Origin of the sequence: Viridibacillus sp. FSL R5-0888, from assembly GCF_038009105.1 — a bacterium.
Taxonomy (GTDB): Bacteria; Bacillota; Bacilli; order Bacillales_A; family Planococcaceae; genus Viridibacillus; species Viridibacillus arenosi.
The window spans coordinates 2454793-2472562 of sequence record NZ_JBBPAU010000001.1; the positions used below are offsets into that span (position 1 = coordinate 2454793).

Annotated in this window: 13 protein-coding genes; 2 read left to right on the forward strand and 11 right to left on the reverse strand. The window is 35.0% G+C overall.

The features are described 5' to 3' along the window. Positions 1-154: 154 nt before the first annotated feature. Positions 155-742, reverse strand: a complete 588-nt coding sequence (locus MKY02_RS12155; RefSeq protein ID WP_076034892.1) for a Maf family protein — start codon at positions 740-742, stop codon at positions 155-157. A gap of 175 nt (positions 743-917) precedes the next feature. Here MKY02_RS12155 and mutT point away from each other — a divergent pair, with 175 nt between their 5' ends. Together mutT and MKY02_RS12165 are read left to right on the forward strand one after the other, a co-directional pair. Beyond that, positions 918-1313: an 8-oxo-dGTP diphosphatase MutT gene (gene mutT, locus MKY02_RS12160; protein ID WP_340711247.1), complete on the forward strand. Its 396-nt coding sequence runs from the start codon at positions 918-920 to the stop codon at positions 1311-1313. Between the two features lie 21 nt (positions 1314-1334). Continuing rightward, positions 1335-4220 (forward strand): DEAD/DEAH box helicase, encoded by a 2886-nt coding sequence (locus tag MKY02_RS12165; protein ID WP_340711249.1) that lies wholly within the window; start codon positions 1335-1337, stop codon positions 4218-4220. 48 nt (positions 4221-4268) lie between these two features. Here MKY02_RS12165 and MKY02_RS12170 read toward each other — a convergent pair whose 3' ends face one another. The 10 genes from MKY02_RS12170 to MKY02_RS12210 form a co-directional block, all read right to left on the reverse strand. Next, the gene (locus MKY02_RS12170; protein ID WP_076065105.1) at positions 4269-5174 is read right to left on the reverse strand and encodes an HNH endonuclease; all 906 of its coding nucleotides are present in this window, start codon (positions 5172-5174) and stop codon (positions 4269-4271) included. A gap of 257 nt (positions 5175-5431) precedes the next feature. Further along, complete coding sequence (locus MKY02_RS12175; protein ID WP_076034888.1) at positions 5432-6733, reverse strand: NCS2 family permease; 1302 nt, start codon at positions 6731-6733, stop codon at positions 5432-5434. Positions 6734-7030: 297 nt separating this feature from the next. Then, positions 7031-9637: a cation-translocating P-type ATPase gene (locus tag MKY02_RS12180; RefSeq protein WP_076034887.1), complete on the reverse strand. Its 2607-nt coding sequence runs from the start codon at positions 9635-9637 to the stop codon at positions 7031-7033. A 1116-nt stretch (positions 9638-10753) separates the two neighbouring features. Beyond that, entirely contained in the window at positions 10754-11740 is a 987-nt protein-coding gene (locus tag MKY02_RS12185) for an alpha/beta fold hydrolase (protein ID WP_445329610.1), read from the reverse strand. A 217-nt stretch (positions 11741-11957) separates the two neighbouring features. Beyond that, positions 11958-13325: a sensor histidine kinase gene (locus MKY02_RS12190; protein WP_076065107.1), complete on the reverse strand. Its 1368-nt coding sequence runs from the start codon at positions 13323-13325 to the stop codon at positions 11958-11960. Then, on the reverse strand, positions 13322-13996 hold the full coding sequence (locus MKY02_RS12195) for a response regulator transcription factor (RefSeq protein ID WP_340711252.1): 675 nt from the start codon (positions 13994-13996) through the stop codon (positions 13322-13324). Before MKY02_RS12195 ends, MKY02_RS12190 begins: the two co-directional genes overlap by 4 nt. Before the next feature lie 623 nt (positions 13997-14619). Then, positions 14620-16083: a protein adenylyltransferase SelO gene (locus MKY02_RS12200; RefSeq protein ID WP_340711254.1), complete on the reverse strand. Its 1464-nt coding sequence runs from the start codon at positions 16081-16083 to the stop codon at positions 14620-14622. Between the two features lie 327 nt (positions 16084-16410). After that, positions 16411-16992, reverse strand: a complete 582-nt coding sequence (locus MKY02_RS12205) for a hypothetical protein (RefSeq protein WP_340711256.1) — start codon at positions 16990-16992, stop codon at positions 16411-16413. Further along, on the reverse strand, positions 16931-17239 hold the full coding sequence (locus tag MKY02_RS22020) for a transglutaminase-like domain-containing protein (RefSeq protein WP_445329620.1): 309 nt from the start codon (positions 17237-17239) through the stop codon (positions 16931-16933). Before MKY02_RS22020 ends, MKY02_RS12205 begins: the two co-directional genes overlap by 62 nt. Before the next feature lie 46 nt (positions 17240-17285). Further along, entirely contained in the window at positions 17286-17630 is a 345-nt protein-coding gene (locus tag MKY02_RS12210; RefSeq protein ID WP_076065111.1) for a hypothetical protein, read from the reverse strand. Positions 17631-17770: the final 140 nt, after the last annotated feature.

Sequence of the window (17770 nt, forward strand, 5' to 3'; positions counted from 1 at the left end):
TATAAACCCGATGAAACGAATGATCTATCTCCTTCTAAAGTGTTTAAAAAATATAGACTTTAAAAGGAAAAAGAGAACTTCAAAATTGAAGTCCTCTTTTTATGTACAGTTTGTATCATTAACTTTTCGAAACAAAAACTGAAATAGTTACTTTTTATAATGTGATTAGTTTTCTAGCAATGAGATGCTCACATAACGATGCTAACGGTAAGCCAACTACGTTTAAATAATCCCCCTCAATACGATCGACCAAAAAGACACCTTTAGTTTGTATGCCGTAACCACCAGCTTTATCAAAAGGATCACCAGTTGCGACATATGCTTCTAACAATGCATCAGAAACATTTTTAAAAATGACTGTCGTTTTTTCAACTAATGTTGACTCTGTCCCGTCCTCTTCAATAATTGCGACAGCTGTTAAAACTTCGTGTGCTGTATTACGTAGAGTACGAAGATGTGCCATTGCTTCGTCATGACTCTTAGGTTTATGTAGTAATTGATTGTCTTTTGCTACGATTGTATCTGCGCCAATGACTACTTTACCTTGTGATTTTTTCGCAACTGCACGAGCTTTTAATAATGCAACCTCAGTAACATATTGCGACACTTCTGACGCTTGTACACTCGTTTCTTCTACATCAGCAGTAACGATTTCGAATGGTATATTTAAACGGCCAAAAAGCTCCTTACGACGTGGTGATGCAGATGCTAAAATAAATGATCTTGTTGTTTGAAATTGCATAGTCTTCACTCCTCATTTGTATCATACAAAAGATGTCGGTATTTGCAAAGTAATGCAACAAAAAAGCGAATGCCAAAAAGCGATATGTCGATTAAATTATCCATCTAATGACGTTCAACACTAAATACTGTAAAATAAGATATAAGTTTTTATATAAGGAGTAGGATTAACCGATATGAAAAAATCAGTACACGTTGTTGGTGCAATAATTGAAAATGAAGAAAAAGAAATATTTTGTGCGTTGAGAAGTCCAGAAATGTCGCTTGCGAATTACTGGGAATTTCCTGGTGGTAAAATTGAAGCAGGTGAAACACCACAACAGGCTTTAGAACGTGAGATTAATGAGGAGTTTAGCTGTAAAATTGAAGTTGGTCAAAAAGTAGAAGATACAACATACGAATATGAAAAAGTCATAGTCCGTTTAGAAACATATATGGCGAAAATCATACTTGGTATTCCTACAATTAGTGAGCATGCTGATGCAAAATGGGTGCAACGTCATAATCTATCACAACTCGATTTCGCTCCTGCAGATATTCCTGCGGTAGATAAACTAGCTAATCAAAAATAATAGACTATGGGCGTGAATTTAATGGAACATTTAATAAGTAAAATTGAAAGTTCATTACATAAGGGCTTTATCGATCAAAACAAGCATGTATCAGCACAATTCAAACCAAAACTACTCACAAATAAAGCGCATGAAAATGTGCTATCTACTTTATTACAGGAACTAAAAACATGTAAGACTTTTACTTTTTCAGTTGCTTTTATCACTGAAGGTGGTTTAGCTACTTTAAAAACGATGCTCTACGATTTAGATAAAAAAGGGATTAATGGTCGAATTTTAACGTCCACATTCCTTAGCTTTAATCAACCTAAAATGTTTAAAGAGCTTTTAAAACTTGAAAATGTTGAGGTACGTTTAACTAGCGTCAAAGGATTCCACTCAAAAGGATATATTTTCGAGCATGAAAATTATTATTCACTTATAGTTGGTAGCTCAAACTTAACAGATAGCGCTTTAAAAACTAATTTCGAATGGAATGTGTTTTTAACTTCTCTAGAGGAAGGTGAAGTTATTCACCATTTTAAAAATCAGTTTGAAGATGCCTGGCATGTAGGAACTCTATTAACTGACGAGTGGATTGCAGCTTATGCACAAAATTATATAGCTGCCCCTTTCATTAAAACTAATTCTTCTAATATTATAGAAATGCGAACAGAATATCTTACAAACACATTAGCAGAGAGTCTTACTATTAAACCTAACAAAATGCAAAATGAAGCACTTCAGCAAATTAAAGCATTACGTGCAAACGGAGCAAAAAAAGGACTGATCATTTCTGCTACTGGAACTGGTAAAACGTATCTATCTGCATTCGATGTTCGCAATTACCAGCCTAAAAAAATGCTCTTTATTGTACATCGAGAGCAAATCTTAAAAAAAGCAATGTCAGATTATCGTAAAATATTAGGTGGAAACAAAGAAGATTATGGTATTTTATCGGGTAACTTCAAAGAAGTGAAAGCTCGGTATCTATTTGCAACGATTCAAACCATCTCGTCTGAACGATATCTTCAACAATTTGAAAGCAACGAGTTTGATTATATTTTAATAGATGAAGTGCATCGTGCTGGAGCGAAATCTTATCAAACGATCTTTGATTATTTTGAACCTGAATTTTTACTAGGGATGACCGCTACACCTGAAAGAACAGATAACTTTAATATATATGAACTTTTTGATTACAATATTGCGTATGAAATTCGCTTACAAGCAGCACTTGAAGAAGATATGCTTTGCCCCTTCCATTACTTTGGTGTTACAGAGTATGAAAAAGACGGTGTAATTATTGATGAAGTTACTGAGCTACAGAAGCTTGTATCACATGAGCGCGTACAACATATTATTAAAAAAATTAACTATTATGGTTTTTCTGGAGATAAAGTTCGTGGCTTAATATTTTGCAGTTCTAAGGAGGAAGCACGCCAATTATCAGCTACATTAAATGAGCAAGGATTGAAAACATGTGCTTTAACAGGGGAGCATTCACAAAACGAACGTGAAGAAGCCATAAAAAAACTGAACTTTGGTGAACTTGAATATATACTAACTGTCGATATATTCAACGAAGGTATAGATATCCCCTTCCTAAATCAAATCGTGATGCTACGTCAAACACAATCTAGCATTATTTTTATCCAGCAATTAGGAAGAGGCTTGCGTAAACATGATTCAAAAGATTATGTTACGATTATCGATTTTATAGGTAACTATAAAAACAACTATCTAATTCCAATTGCTCTTTCAGGTGATCGTTCAATGAATAAAGATAATGTGCGCCGAAGAACTGTTAATACAGATTATATACAAGGTGTTTCAACAATAAGCTTTGAAGAAATTGCTAAAAAACGTATTTTTGATGCAATTGATAATACAAATTTATCTACTTTAAAAATATTAAAAGAGACATACAATGAACTTAAAAATCGTTTAGGGAAAATTCCTTTAATGCTAGATTTCATGCATCAAGAATCTCTTGATCCAGAAGTAATAGTAAATTATTCTGATAACTATTATTCATTTCTATTTAAAATGAAGGAAGAACTTCCTTCATTGACTGAATATGAATTTAAAGTTTTATCTATGATTTCACGTGAATTTTTAAACGGAAAAAGAATTCATGAAGTTTTGTTAATTGACGCCTTGCTAAAAAAAGAATATATTACTAAACCTGATTTTATTGAACTATTAAAGCAATTTGGTACTTATTTTGATGCTGCAACACTTCACTCAGTTGAGAATATATTTTCACTATCATTCCATATTGCAAATGATCAGAAAAAATATGGAATAAAACCTATTATTGAATTAAAAAATAACGTATATCAATTCAATGAAGAAATTCAAGACAGCTTAAAGGATTCTTATTATAAAGCCTTTTTTGAAGATATTGTTGATTGCGCTAAAATTAAAAATCAACAATATGATATCTCAAAACCACTGACCCTTTTAAAAAAATATTCAAGACGTGATGCATGTCGTTTATTAAATTGGGCGAAGGATGATTCTTCTACAATTTATGGTTACCGTGTAAAACATAACACTGTTCCAATTTTTGTAACATATCATAAAAAGGATGAAGTTGATTCAAGTGTGAATTATGGTGATGAATTTATTGCTCCTGATTTATTCCGCTGGTTCACTCGTAGTAAGTTAACGTTAGATTCAAAAGAAGTTAAAGCAATATTATCTGCAAAAGAAACAAATACTGCTATTCATCTATTTACAAAAAAAGATGATGGTGAAGGATTTGACTTCTACTATTTAGGTGAAATTTCTGTTGTTGAAAGCTCCCCTAAAGAAGAATCTATGGTAGACAAAGATGGGAAGGAAATTCCTGTCGTAACTATGAATATGGTTCTTGAACAACCTGTACAGTACGATATTTATCATTACTTGGTAGAAGAATAATAAAAAGACTCGAAGCAAATCGCTGCTTCGAGTTTTTTATTCAACACTCTATTTAAACACATTCTTCTTATGCCACTTAAAATACTTTTTATTTGGTTCGCTTCGAACTACACGCATTTTAGGATTAACACCGTATTTCTCATAATCGCCTTCATTCAATCTGTCTGATATATGAATTTTACCTGTACCATCAAAAGCAATATAGCCTTTATCGTATAAAGCATCATGATTACAGCATAGTAACAAACCATTGTATGGATCTAACCGCTCTTCATTCGTGCTGTCTTTCCAAGGTTTTGAATAACTTGCAAGAAGCATGGCTGGTAAATCAATACCACATAATGCACATTGATGATTCCATAATGGAGCTAAAGATTCTGTATGCTTTTGCTTACCTTTACGGATTTTCACTTTCGCTTCTGCTTCTGTTTCTGCAATTATCGGAATTAAACTATTGCGCTCGTTACTTACTATTGGCCCGATCGCAAACTCTAGCTGCTCCTGATCATCCTCATATATATTTAAATCACTTATGAGTTCCAGAATTTTTATTGCTAATAGCTCGTTACATGGAAATAGATACCCCTGATTTCCATCACCATTTTCCTGAAAAGCTGAATACTTTAAAGGAAGGAGCGGCTGAATTTCTTCAAAATGCATTTTAATATTTAGTGGCTTCTCTAATTCTTCATAGACTGTCTCAACTGTAAAACCATCAACACTATTCTCACTTTTATATGGATTTATCGATTCACTGAAATCTGTTTTAGTGATACTTACTGCTACAATATCACCTTTAACATAGTGAAAAATACAGTCCCCTGCTTCTACTTCTTTCATTCGGCCCCAGAAATGCGGAGTTTGACCACTCTTATCTAACTTGTGAGACCAAATAATATTATTTTTTTTCTCTTCTTCATACGTTTGTCCTTGCATAACTATATAAAAATTCACACCAATACACCTCTTACATTATTCTAATACAATAATACCACTATTGAACCTGTATACTGTAGAATCATGCTTTACTCTACATTTCTAATATGACAGTCTCTCCTCTACTAGGTTTCCGAAATAAACGACTTAAGCCATTTGAAAGAAAGTTTTACTGTATCATAATACCCTTCTGTAATATCATACGAAATACCAATCATTCTAAAACGAGAAAAAAATGCCCACTGCATCTAAATGTGCCGTGAGCATTTCCTATATTAGTGAGGTAAGAATAGTAATTGGAATGCAAATAGAATAGCAAAAACATAAAGCATTGGATGTACTTCTTTCGCTTCACCTTTAACAATTTTCAAAACTGGGTAAGTGATAAAACCAAAAGCAATCCCTGTTGATATGCTTGAAGTTAGTGGCATAATCAAAATGATTAAGAATGCTGGGAACGCTTCTTCAAATTTACTCCACTCAATATCTTTTACAGATCCAATCATTAAGGTACCAACAATGATTAAAGTTGGAGAAGTAATAGCAGCAACACCAGAAACAGCGCCCACCAATGGACCAAAGAATGAAGCAACGATGAATAGAATAGCAACAGTTAAGCTAGTTAAACCTGTACGGCCACCAGCAGCAACACCAGATGAAGATTCAACAAACGCTGTTGTTGGACTTGTACCAAACATAGAACCCACAGTTGTGGCAACTGAGTCAGCTAATAACGCCTGTCGTGCACGAGGTAATTTATCGCCCTTCATCAAACCTGCTTGCTTTGCGACACCAACCATTGTACCTGTTGTATCAAAGAGTGTAACTAAAATGAATGAGAATACAACGCCATATAATCCAAATGAAAAGACTTGGCTAAATGCTTCAATTGGATTCCAGATTAAAATTCCTTCTGGTAAATGAGGAAGAGCTAACACTTTTTCAATATGTAATTGATTAGTTAGCACTGCTACAATACCAGTAACAATCATACCGATAAATAATGCACCTTTTACATTACGTACCATTAAAATAACAGTGATGAATAAACCAAACAACGTTAAGAGTACACCAGGAGAAGTTAAATCACCTAGCATCACTAAGTTACTATCACTTGCGACAACCACTTTGGCCATACGTAAGCCAAGGAATGCGATAAATAAACCAATCCCTGCAGTAATTGCATGTTTTAAATTTTGCGGGATCGTCGTTATTAGTTTTTCACGTAATGGAGTCAGAGATAAAAGAATGAAAATTATCCCTGCCACGAAAACAGCAGCAAAAGCCGTTAAATAATCAATTTTACCATCAGAGGATAATACGACCGCATAAGTGAAATATGCATTCAACCCCATACCAGGAGCAATTGCGATTGGATAATTCGCACAAAGTGCCATCCATAATGTACCTATTACAGCAGAAATAATAGTTGCCATAAATACTTGATCAAGTGGTACACCTGCATCCGATAATATTATCGGGTTTACAACAACGATATATATCATAGTAAGGAATGTAGTCATTCCTGCAATAAGTTCAGTCTTAACATTCGTACCATGTTCTTTTAAACGAAACATTAATATTCCTCCTTCTTAAACACGAACATTTTTTGCAACATTAAATATAATATTCGCTTATGAGGCGAAATGCAACCCCTTTTCTCAAAGTCATTATTCTCTAAATGTTTTGATTATATTTATATAATTATTTGCTATTCCAATGATTTTCTTATTATGCAATATATCTATAGAATAAATTCTTTAATGATAGGAATTAATTCTAGTTTTCGACAAAAAATCAAGAATCCCAATATTCAAATATTTGAGCGCAAAAAAACAGACACTGCTAAGAGTGTCTGTTGAATCTTTATGATATTATTTATTTCTCACGAACAAAAGCTTATACCACTGATTCACTAAAAACGGCATAATAGACAAGCTATAAATAATACCTAATTGTACCCCACTTAGTTTTGCAACTTCAAATACACCCGTAAGTGATGGAACAAATAGTACTAAATGTAAACTTATAAATCCGATTAAAAATGCTAGCCAAGTATATTTATTCGAGAATATACCGATTGTGAAGATCGATTCTTTTGACCTCGAGTTGAAGCCATGTACTAACCTTGACAAACATAATGTTGTAAATGCCATTGTGCTTGCTGTTAGGGTATCTCCCGTTGACAATCCCATTTGAAAAGCAATGATGGTTGAAATACCAATTAATAATCCTTCGAGCACCACTTGAGTAGTAAATTTTTTATTTAATAATGGAGTGTTAATATTTCTAGGCTTGTCCTTCATTGTTTTCTTATTATGTGGCTCTAAACCTATTGCAATAGCTGGTAAACTATCTGTAAGTAAGTTGATAAATAACAGATGAACAGGGGCAAATGGAACTGGTAAACCTAATACTGTTGCATATAAAACAACAAAAATAGCACCTGCATTACCCGACAATAAGAATAGAATGGCGTTTTTTATATTGGTATACATGCTTCTACCATTCGAAATAGCCTTGACAATCGTTGAAAAATTATCATCCGTTAAAATCATAGAGGATGCATCTTTTGCTACTTCGGTACCGGTTATCCCCATCGCTACACCGATATCTGCTTGTTTTAGGGCAGGGCCATCATTGACTCCATCTCCCGTCATCGCAACGACATTCCCTTTCTCCTGCCAAGCTTTAACGATACGTATCTTATGCTCTGGTGTTACTCGGGCGTAGACAGAAATATCTGGAACTTTTTCTTGTAGTTGTTGGTCAGTTAACTCTTCAATTTCATATCCTTCAATCGCTTCTGAAGGATCATTTAAAATACCAATTTGTTTGGCAATAGCTGTTGCTGTTATTTTATGATCCCCTGTAATCATAACTGGTTTAATACCAGCCTTTATACAGTTTTCTACCGCCTCTTTTGACTCTTCTCTAGGAGGATCCATCATCGCCACTAATCCTAAAAAGGTTAAATCATTTTCGACTGAGGCATGAATCGTTTGATTTTTTCTAATTTCTTTGTAAGCAATCGCTAGTACCCGTAAACCATTCATGGAAAAGGAACGATTTACTTCTTCTATTTTTTTACGATGTGCTGCAGTAATATCAATGATGCCTTGAGATGTTTTGATCTTCACAATTTTAGCTAGAAGAACATCTAATGCTCCCTTGGTAATCAAGACATTTTGTTGATTAATATGATTCACTGTACTCATAAGCTTTCTGTCTGAATCAAAAGGGATTTCCGCCGTTCTTGGAAATTTATCTCTTACGATTAATTCGTCAAGATTGTATTGCTTCCCTAATTTTACTAGTGCAATTTCAGTAGGGTCTCCAATTTCTTTTTGATCTCTCTCCAAGGCATTATTACATAAGATCGCCTTTAAGATAAGATCCTTCTCGATTTCATTCTCTGTATGGAGTTGATTATGTGAAATAACTTTTTGATCAACATATACTTGTTGAACAATCATTTTATTTTGAGTGAGGGTTCCCGTTTTGTCTGAACAAATAACAGAAACACTACCTAGACTTTCAACTGCATATAACTTGCGTATAATGGCATTTTCCTTTGCCATTTTTTGTGTCCCAAAAGCCAACACAATAGTAACAATTGAACTTAATGCCTCTGGTATTGCAGCAACTGCAAGTGAAACAGCAAACATAAAAGATTCCACTATTTCACGGCCTCTAAAAAGATCGATAGTGAAAATAGCTAAACAGATTAGCGTAATACCTAATGCTAATTTTTCTCCAAATTGATCTAGACTTACTTGTAGAGGTGTTTTCTTCTCCTTTGCAGTATCTAGTAAATTGGCAATTTTCCCGATTTCTGTTTCCATTCCAATAGCTGTAACAATTACAATACCACGTCCATTAGTGACAAAGCTCCCAGTGAAAACCATATTTTTTTTATCACCAATAGTAATTTGATCATCTACAATGGGTACTGTGCTTTTCTCTACAGCCAACGATTCCCCTGTCAGCGAGCTTTCATTTATACGAAGATTATAGTTTTCTAATAATCTCCCGTCAGCACTTACATAGTCACCGGCTTCCAAATAGAGAAGATCACCAACCACAATATCTTCTGAATAAATTTCAACAATCTGATTATCTCTCATCACTTTTGCAACTGGAGAAGTCAGTTCTTTCAGATTGTCCAAAGACTTTTCTGCCTTCACATGCTGTACAGTGCCCAGGATTGCGTTTAAAATAACTACAATCAAAATCACAATAGTACTTCCTACTTCACCTAATAGATATGAAATGAAAGCGGCAATCATTAAAATAATGACTAATAAATCTTTAAACTGTCCGAAGAAAACGGCAATTGCGCTTGTTCTTTTTCCTGCCACCAATTCATTATAGCCGTATTCCTCTTGTCTCTTTTCGACGTCATAATCACTTAACCCTTGTTTTGTTACGTCCAACATATCCATGACTTCAGTTGATGATTGTTGATGATATTCTGACATCTGATTCTCCTTCCAGTATGAAGTTATTAGACTATCATGCTAATTAAAGAAACTTTAAACTATTATCCTATTTAACTTAGAGGCTCGCAAAACTTGAATAAATCAATTTATTGTGAAAAACAGAATAGAAATTAGTTAGTTTAAAAACGGCGGGACTATGTGTCAGTAGTTAACGAATGTATAACCTGTCAGTACAAATTTGTATGCTAGTGTTACTTAAAAAATCTGTATCGTTTGTAGTAGCCCTATCTATATTCAGTAGAAAAAACTCTAGATTTCAACCCCTTTCCCCCTTTTGGAATGCCCATTCTTAAACAGTTAGTAAATTCAATTACATATATCCCCTGGAAATAGAATTTAATGAAATGCATGTCAATTTTGTTCTCTATCTTCTCAACCTCAATAATATTTTTACTTTAACAATACTATTCCTATTTACTTTCCAGTATGATAATAATCGATATAGAAATTAATTTAATTGTAAAATATAAAATAGATTCACCTTTATTTTGTACTTAGTAACTTGCTCGTTCTATCCAACATAAAGCAAATGAACGCCATCTTGAAAATTAGCGGAATTTCGAAGTCGAAGTAGCGGTACACTTGTATGGACATTAATAATATCAACTTTTCAATTGGCTATTTTATTCAAAACATCATACCTAGTGGAAGAGTAGAAACATTCGATAAGAGCCGATTATCGTTCATTAGCTTCTAATCTACCTACTGCAAAATTGCGTATTTCTTTGGGCAGTCACGTATAATTGAATCAAAAAAATCCTAAAGTGACACATTTAAACGTGAGAAAACCTCACCAACATACAATTTGGTGAGGTTTTTTACTATATGTCCCTTGTCAGTTGCATTCTAACTCCAAAATTCGACATTCGCCCTGCTCTTCAATTTCTTTCCGAGAATAAATCCTTATTCTTTTGATAAGATTGGTTTGCAACTATATTCCACTCACAATTATTCTTCTTATTTAAATATCTTTACTTTCTATTAAAAAAGGCTTTCCTCAAAAGGCGGTTTTCATCGACTTTTGGAACAGCCTCTTTATATCACTTATCTATTATCCATATGCACTAAATCATGGAGGAACCTTTTTCAGTGCACTTATTTTATTTCTTCCATAAATCTTCTAAAGTTTTCAACGATTTCTTTTGATTTGGTATGGTGTAAATAATGTTCTCCTTCAAGTGTCATCACTTTTCCATGTACCGAATCTTTTACTTGCTCTTCATGCAATGGTATCCATCTTTTCACACCTGTATTATTCGCCTGTATAAAGAAAATCAGGGGAAGATTTTTGGGGAATGTTAAATTTTCAGCAGCTATAAAATTAGTATTAAAATTTTCCATTTCATTTGAGGTACTGGAATTATACATATTTTTGAGAGAAAGAATTCTCATTTGTTCTTTTGTTTTGTCATCATATGGTAGTCCAGCATATGGATCATCAATTACTTTTACTACCAATCTAGCTAAACCAGATTTTTTGAGAAATTGAAACGTTTTTATTGGGAATTTAGTATCCATACCGCCTTGTGTTGGAACACTGCTATCGATTCCGACAAATGCACTTACTTCATTTTCATATTTGTTCACATAATCCAACCCGTAAATGCCTGCAATGGAATGACCCATTAAAATATATTGATTAATATTCAGGTTCTGCAATGCTTCATGAAGTTCACTTACAATATTCTCTGTGCTTCGTTCTTTTTCGGTATTGTCACTTAATCCATAACCAAAAGGCTCAACCACGACGACTCTATAATATGGAGATAGCTCATCCACTAGTGGTTTAAAATCAAGTGCAGGTGCAGCTGTTCCATATCCAGGTAGTAGCACGACAGTCTCTTCGCCTTTTCCTTGAATCAAAACATTCATATTTTTCCCATCGACTGTTACAGACTGGCCATAGGGTACTACTTTTCCTTGCTCCGATTTATTACAGACAATATTAACTATATAAACCGTTACCAAAAAAATTCCGAACACTATAATTATTGCTCCTATTATTTTAAGTAGAATGGATGTTGCTTTACTTGTTCTCTTACCCATTCTCATTTTCATTGTCTCTATTAGTTTCACTTTCATCTTCTCCTGTCTTCATCTGTTTATTGGGCTACCTTAACAAGCCGTTTAGGAAAGCTTATATGACGAAGATGTACTCCTTATGACGACAATATGAACTGAATATGAACAAGCAAAAAAATACTACGACATTATTTGCAAGAAAACTTGCAATAATGTCGTAGTATGGTGAATACAGAAACCACTTTTAAACAATCCATTTGATAACTTATCAATTTAACTAATCTGTTGACGTTGTTATTGGCAAGGTGACAATGATGGTCGTTCCTCTGCCCAGCTCACTTTCCACTCGAATGTCCCCTTGATGAAGCGATACAATTTGTTTGACTATGGCAAGCCCCATACCGCTACCGTCATACTTACGACTATGAGAACGATCGGCCTTAAAAAACCGCTCGAACATACGCTTCTGATCCGCGAGTGAAATACCAATGCCAGTGTCGGTTATTCGTACCATCACGTTTTTGTTATCTTGGTCGATGCTGACATTAATAACTCCACCATCCTCGGAAAATTTGATGCTATTGCCGAGTATATTCGTCCATACTTGATTTAATTGATCATAATCAGCCATTAGACGAACGGCTTTTAAATTGAGCTCGAAATGAATGTTACGAGCGAACCATTGTGGCTGGATCGCAACGATGACTCTTCTAATCTGTTCATCAAGGTTAAACGTGACCAACTGCAGTTGCTGTGACTGTGATTCAAGTAAACTCAGCTTGAGCAGGCTATCACTCATCTTAGACATCCGATCTGCTTCAGCGATGATAATATCGAGATAACGGCTTCTCTCGTTATCTGTGAGTTCTACTTGCTTGAGCGCTAAAGCATAACCGGATATCGAGGTAAGCGGCGATTGAACTTCATGCGACACGTTCGATACGAAATCCCTACGCATCTGCTCCAGTTGATGTAGATCATGAGTCATTTCTTCGAAACTGCGAGCTAAAGTACCAAGCTCACCCTTTTGTTTAATATTCAGCTTAACGTTGAAATCTCCAACTGCTATACGCCTGGTTGCTTGCGTCAGCTTTTTAATCGGCATTATTAGAAACATGGCTGCGACTAGAATTAATAAGCTTCCTGCAATCAACGAATAAGTCAAAAAAGTTAGTGCCCACTTTCTAGTGAATGCGGTGGAAGGTGGTGCTAGCGGCTCTACAAACATTGCTTTCGTTCCCATTTCCGTTTTCAGCGGTAACCCTAAGAAAAAACTAGCAACACCATTCGGATTGACTTGAACAACTTTTCCATCAAGCACTTCCTTTAGTTGTTCATTAGTTACAGTCACCGGATTGTGTCCGTTAAGCGATCCATATGACTGGAATTGCCCCGTTTCATCATAAATTCGAATATGATATGAATCAAGTTGCTTCATTCCACTTACGAATGACTCCGCTTCACGTAACGGAAGTGTTTCATAAATCCGGACAATGTCCTGACCAAAGTGAAGTAAAGGGAATTTTAAGTTTTCGTTCAATTTATCTTTAAATACCCAAGTTGACATAAAAAAAGCAATGATAGTGCCACCGATTACGGAGACCAGAAATGTCAATACAACACGTGTATATAAGGATTTGGTCATTTGTCCACCTCAAGCCTGTATCCAAGTCCACGCACAGTTTCGATACGAAAATCTGTTGTAGTAGAGAACCGTTCACGCAAACGTTTTATATGTACGTCTATCGTTCGATCATCCCCAGCGTAATCGATCCCCCAAATCTGATCTATCAACTGCGCGCGAGTATAGACCTGCCCCGGTGTTCCAGCGAGCTTATACAGCAACTCGAACTCCTTGAGTGGTAAAGTAAGCGAATCTGCCCCACTCATCACCTTATATGTCTGCCGATCAAGGATGATGTTCCCAAACTGGATCGTTTGTGTGGAGCCAATGCGGTATCGTTTCAATAGTGCCTTAACACGAGCCGTCAACTCCAACGGATCGAATGGTTTCGTCAAATAATCATCTGTTCCAAGTTCGAATCCTTTCACTTTCTCCCATGTTTCACCTCTCGCAGTGAGCATAAGTAAAGGAAGATCCGGATTGGCTCTTCGAAGCTCCTTGCATAACGTCCAACCATCCATAATCGGCATCATAATATCAAGTACTACAAGATCCGCATGCTTCGAGGCGTAGACAGTCAGTGCTTCCTTACCATCCACAGCTTCAAGTGTTTCGAATCCATCGTTGCGTAAAAATAAACAAACGAGTTCGCGAATAACCGCATCGTCGTCAGCAACTAGTATAGTAGGCATCCGTTCCCTCTTTTCCATCTCATATTGAAGTAACTATTATACTATAATTAAAATTGATTTACTCCTATTCTCCCTTTATTTGCGAGAGTAAATAGAAGTCCCTTACTTAAGGATAAATTATTAGACTTTAGCAATCAGGTATAAGAATATTATGATTTTCAAATGCTGCCTTCTATGCATTTGAAATATACAATTGTTTTTTCATCTTCCCCCTCATCCTTTACATCCATAATAATTTTTGCTCACCTAAGCAAATAGTATGGTCAATTCATACACTACTCTTCTATAAGGTACATTCTAAATCAAAAAAACCAATCTCTAAAAGTAGAAACTATTACATCTATACTTTTAGTTGTAGTAAATACAAAAACTCTTTAGATAGATAAATTAGGCTTCGATTTTTTCTTTTGCCCAACATTTATCGTGCCATCAAAATCATCTCCAGTTATAGAAATTGCAAAACAGCAATCGTCCATTTTAAACGATCATTAGATGACGAATTCAAATTGATTTCATAAATAGAATAAGAAGAATTTCAAGTACAATAAACAAATAATCCCACTGGATAAGTATCCAGCGGGATTTTCTCGTCATTAAATGCTAAACAACTGTTTGACTATATATCAAGTACCGCAATACGTACGGTATGGTACTGTTGATGTAGGTACCTTGGCATATTCTGTTTGTTCTGCTGAATACTCATAAGGATTTGAAAGCACAGTCAAAAGTTGCTTCATCACACTATAGTCACCTTGCTTCACTGCTGCTTCTAGTGCAGCTTCAACCCGATGGTTTCGTGGGATTACCGCCGGATTACTATCCCGCATCAACTGATTCGATGATGCTTGAGATTGCTGTTGTCGGCTTAGCCTAGCTTGCCAGAGTTCATACCACTGAGAGAATTCTTGAGTCCCATAAAGGGCAGTTTCATCCATCGCGTCTAAAGTTAAAGCGCGAAAAGTATTAGTATAATCTACACGATACTTCTTCATCATACTTAAGAGTCCGTTAATAAGAGCTTCATCTTCGGCCTCTTCATTAAATATCCCAAGCTTAGCTCTCATTCCTTCGAGCCAATTGGTTTGATACAACTCATTAAAACCTGATAGCTGATCTTGGGCCAATTCGATAGCCTGCTCCAGATTATCATGCAGTAAAGGCAATAGGGTTTCAGCAAATCGCGCAAGATTCCAACCCGCTAGAAACGGCTGATTGCCATAAGAGTAGCGCCCTTGAGTATCAATGGAACTGAATACTGTTTCTGGATCATAGACATCCATAAAAGCACAAGGACCATAATCAATGGTTTCACCACTAATGGACATGTTATCTGTGTTCATCACTCCATGAATAAAACCAACGAGTTGCCATTTGGCAATAAGCTTTGCTTGATGTTCAATCACTTCTTGAAGAAGAGAAAGATATTTGTCTTCATTAGCTTCAATATTAGGAAAATGACGCTCAATTGTATAATCAGCAAGAGTCTGGAGTTCCTCTATTGTGCCGAAGTTTGCAGCATATTGAAAGGTTCCGACACGTATATGACTAGCTGCCACACGAGTCAATACAGCACCCGGTAGTTCCGTTTCGCGTAAAACAGGTTCACCTGTTGTTACTACTGCAAGACTACGGGTAGTAGGGATTTCAAAGGCATGCATTGCTTCGCTAATGATATATTCTCGTAGCATTGGTCCTAGTGTTGCACGACCATCCCCCCCGCGGGAGTATGGTGTTCTACCTGAACCTTTAAGCTGAATATCAATTCGCTTACCATTTGGTGAAATGTGCTCACCTAACAATATTGCTCGGCCATCTCCAAGCATATTAAAATGGCCGAATTGATGCCCTGCATAAGCTTGAGCAAGTGGCGAAGCGCCTTCAGGAATCTGATTTCCTGCAAATATTTCAATACCGTCTTCTTTTTGTAATTCTTGAACGTTTAAACCCAAAGATGTTGCCAACTCACTATTAAAAATTATCAACTCCGGCGAAATGGCCGGGGTTGGATTGATGCTTGAAAAAAATGACTTTGGCAAACGGCTATAGCTATTGTCAAAGTTCCAACCTACTTCATTATTTTTTGTCATAGTTTCTCCTTTTGGTCTTTATATATACTTTCTCTTAAATGAAGTAATAACGAAAAACACTTTATATTTTTTCGTTATCTTCTTTCTATAAAAACACAATGCATTTCTTTTAATGTTTACTTCTGCTTATTAATTATACCGTTTGCACAGTTTTAAGTGTTTTTTATTTTCAGTGTTGCGGAATTTAAGAGCCATCTATCTTCACTTCAACTCCAATGGGTTAGACAATGCTCATAAATTTATATAACTTTAGAATTACCTCATATTATGAATTGTCATGATTATTAGTATTATTGAAATAAAATATAATATCGGTGCCTGGTTCCCTTATATATTAGTAAGTATACTTAAACATGACAACGTTAAGAAAAAGCCTAATACATACAGAAGGAGATTCCCCTCATTCCTTACAATGGATAGAATCGTGCCTAATAATAGAAATGGATATGCTAAGAGTGGTAGTAAATTAAGCAACATTTCGTTTTTCATAATGAAATCATTGATCATTTCTATAATTATGAGAAGAAAACCAATATTGAAACTTGCCAATTTTACTTTATAAGTTAAATTCTTCAGAATAGAGGTGTGTTGTCCAGTCCACTCTCCAAATAATGCTTTAATTGATATTCGATCTTCTTTACTATGTAATTTTGGATAAATAGGCTGTAAAAAAGGAGCCTTACCTTCTATTGATTCATACCCCCATGCTATTTCATTTCCATCAATGCATTCTTTTGTTACACCTTGTGAATATTCTAGGTTATCAATGTATTTCGGATCCAATAATCTTTCCGGGTCAATAGAAAATGCTAATCTTTTCCCTTCGTGATCGCCAAAATATCTTTTTTTATTTGGGAAAACTCCATAATGTATAGCTGATGATATATTTATAAATGGGTGTAAATACATTTTCATCCTCCCCATACGGATCAACTGGAATCCATCCTTCATTTTCAATATAAATTTCACTCCATGCATGAGGTGAAAATTTCTTAAGTATCCAAGTTCCATATAACATTCTTGCTGGAATATCGATAGCTCTACAATACGAACAGAAGATTGCACCAAACTCTCCGCAGTCACCCTTCTTCCTTTCTTTAAAAACTGCAACCCCTCTTCCAGAAAGATGTGAGGAGTACTTGTATGTTTTTATAATATATAGAAATAATTTTCAGCCTTTTCAATATCTGTACTTACTCCTTCTACAATCCTTTGTGCTTCTTTTTTATCTCTTCACTTACAGGTATTAGATTTGTAGAACGCAAAAAGAACTCCTTTTCTTCTTTTGTTATGTTAGATGTATAAGTTTTACCTCTTCTGCTACCTTGATAATCAATTGTTATTTCTAATTTTTGACCTGGCTCTAACTTGTAATACCATAGATTATTCAAAAAGGAATGCTCAGAAATTTTTTCTGGTATAAGATTAGGTTTTGTCACGATATATTGTTGTGTGGAAGATTCTTTTGGTTCTGAAAACCATACTTCAACATTTCCCTTAGTAATATTTTCGTACTGATATTTCAATTTAAAATTTTGCTTCCTCATACATCACACCCCTATACTTTTTGTTTTAAAGATAACTATTAATCAACACATATTTTCAATTCACTCGATCGCCTTCACTCAAATCCATATTATAACATTTTTGTAATTTTAGTTAATTAATTACCTTTTATTAAAAAATC

Coding starts and splice junctions, on each gene's coding strand:
- MKY02_RS12155 (WP_076034892.1), bottom strand. CDS start 742: ATGCAATTTCAAACAACAAGATCATTTATTTTAGCATCTGCATCACCA.
- mutT (WP_340711247.1), top strand. CDS start 918: ATGAAAAAATCAGTACACGTTGTTGGTGCAATAATTGAAAATGAAGAA.
- MKY02_RS12165 (WP_340711249.1), top strand. CDS start 1,335: ATGGAACATTTAATAAGTAAAATTGAAAGTTCATTACATAAGGGCTTT.
- MKY02_RS12175 (WP_076034888.1), bottom strand. CDS start 6,733: ATGTTTCGTTTAAAAGAACATGGTACGAATGTTAAGACTGAACTTATT.
- MKY02_RS12180 (WP_076034887.1), bottom strand. CDS start 9,637: ATGTCAGAATATCATCAACAATCATCAACTGAAGTCATGGATATGTTG.
- MKY02_RS12185 (WP_445329610.1), bottom strand. CDS start 11,740: ATGAAAGTGAAACTAATAGAGACAATGAAAATGAGAATGGGTAAGAGA.
- MKY02_RS12190 (WP_076065107.1), bottom strand. CDS start 13,325: ATGACCAAATCCTTATATACACGTGTTGTATTGACATTTCTGGTCTCC.
- MKY02_RS12195 (WP_340711252.1), bottom strand. CDS start 13,996: ATGCCTACTATACTAGTTGCTGACGACGATGCGGTTATTCGCGAACTC.
- MKY02_RS12200 (WP_340711254.1), bottom strand. CDS start 16,083: ATGACAAAAAATAATGAAGTAGGTTGGAACTTTGACAATAGCTATAGC.
- MKY02_RS12205 (WP_340711256.1), bottom strand. CDS start 16,992: ATGTATTTACACCCATTTATAAATATATCATCAGCTATACATTATGGA.
- MKY02_RS12210 (WP_076065111.1), bottom strand. CDS start 17,630: ATGAGGAAGCAAAATTTTAAATTGAAATATCAGTACGAAAATATTACT.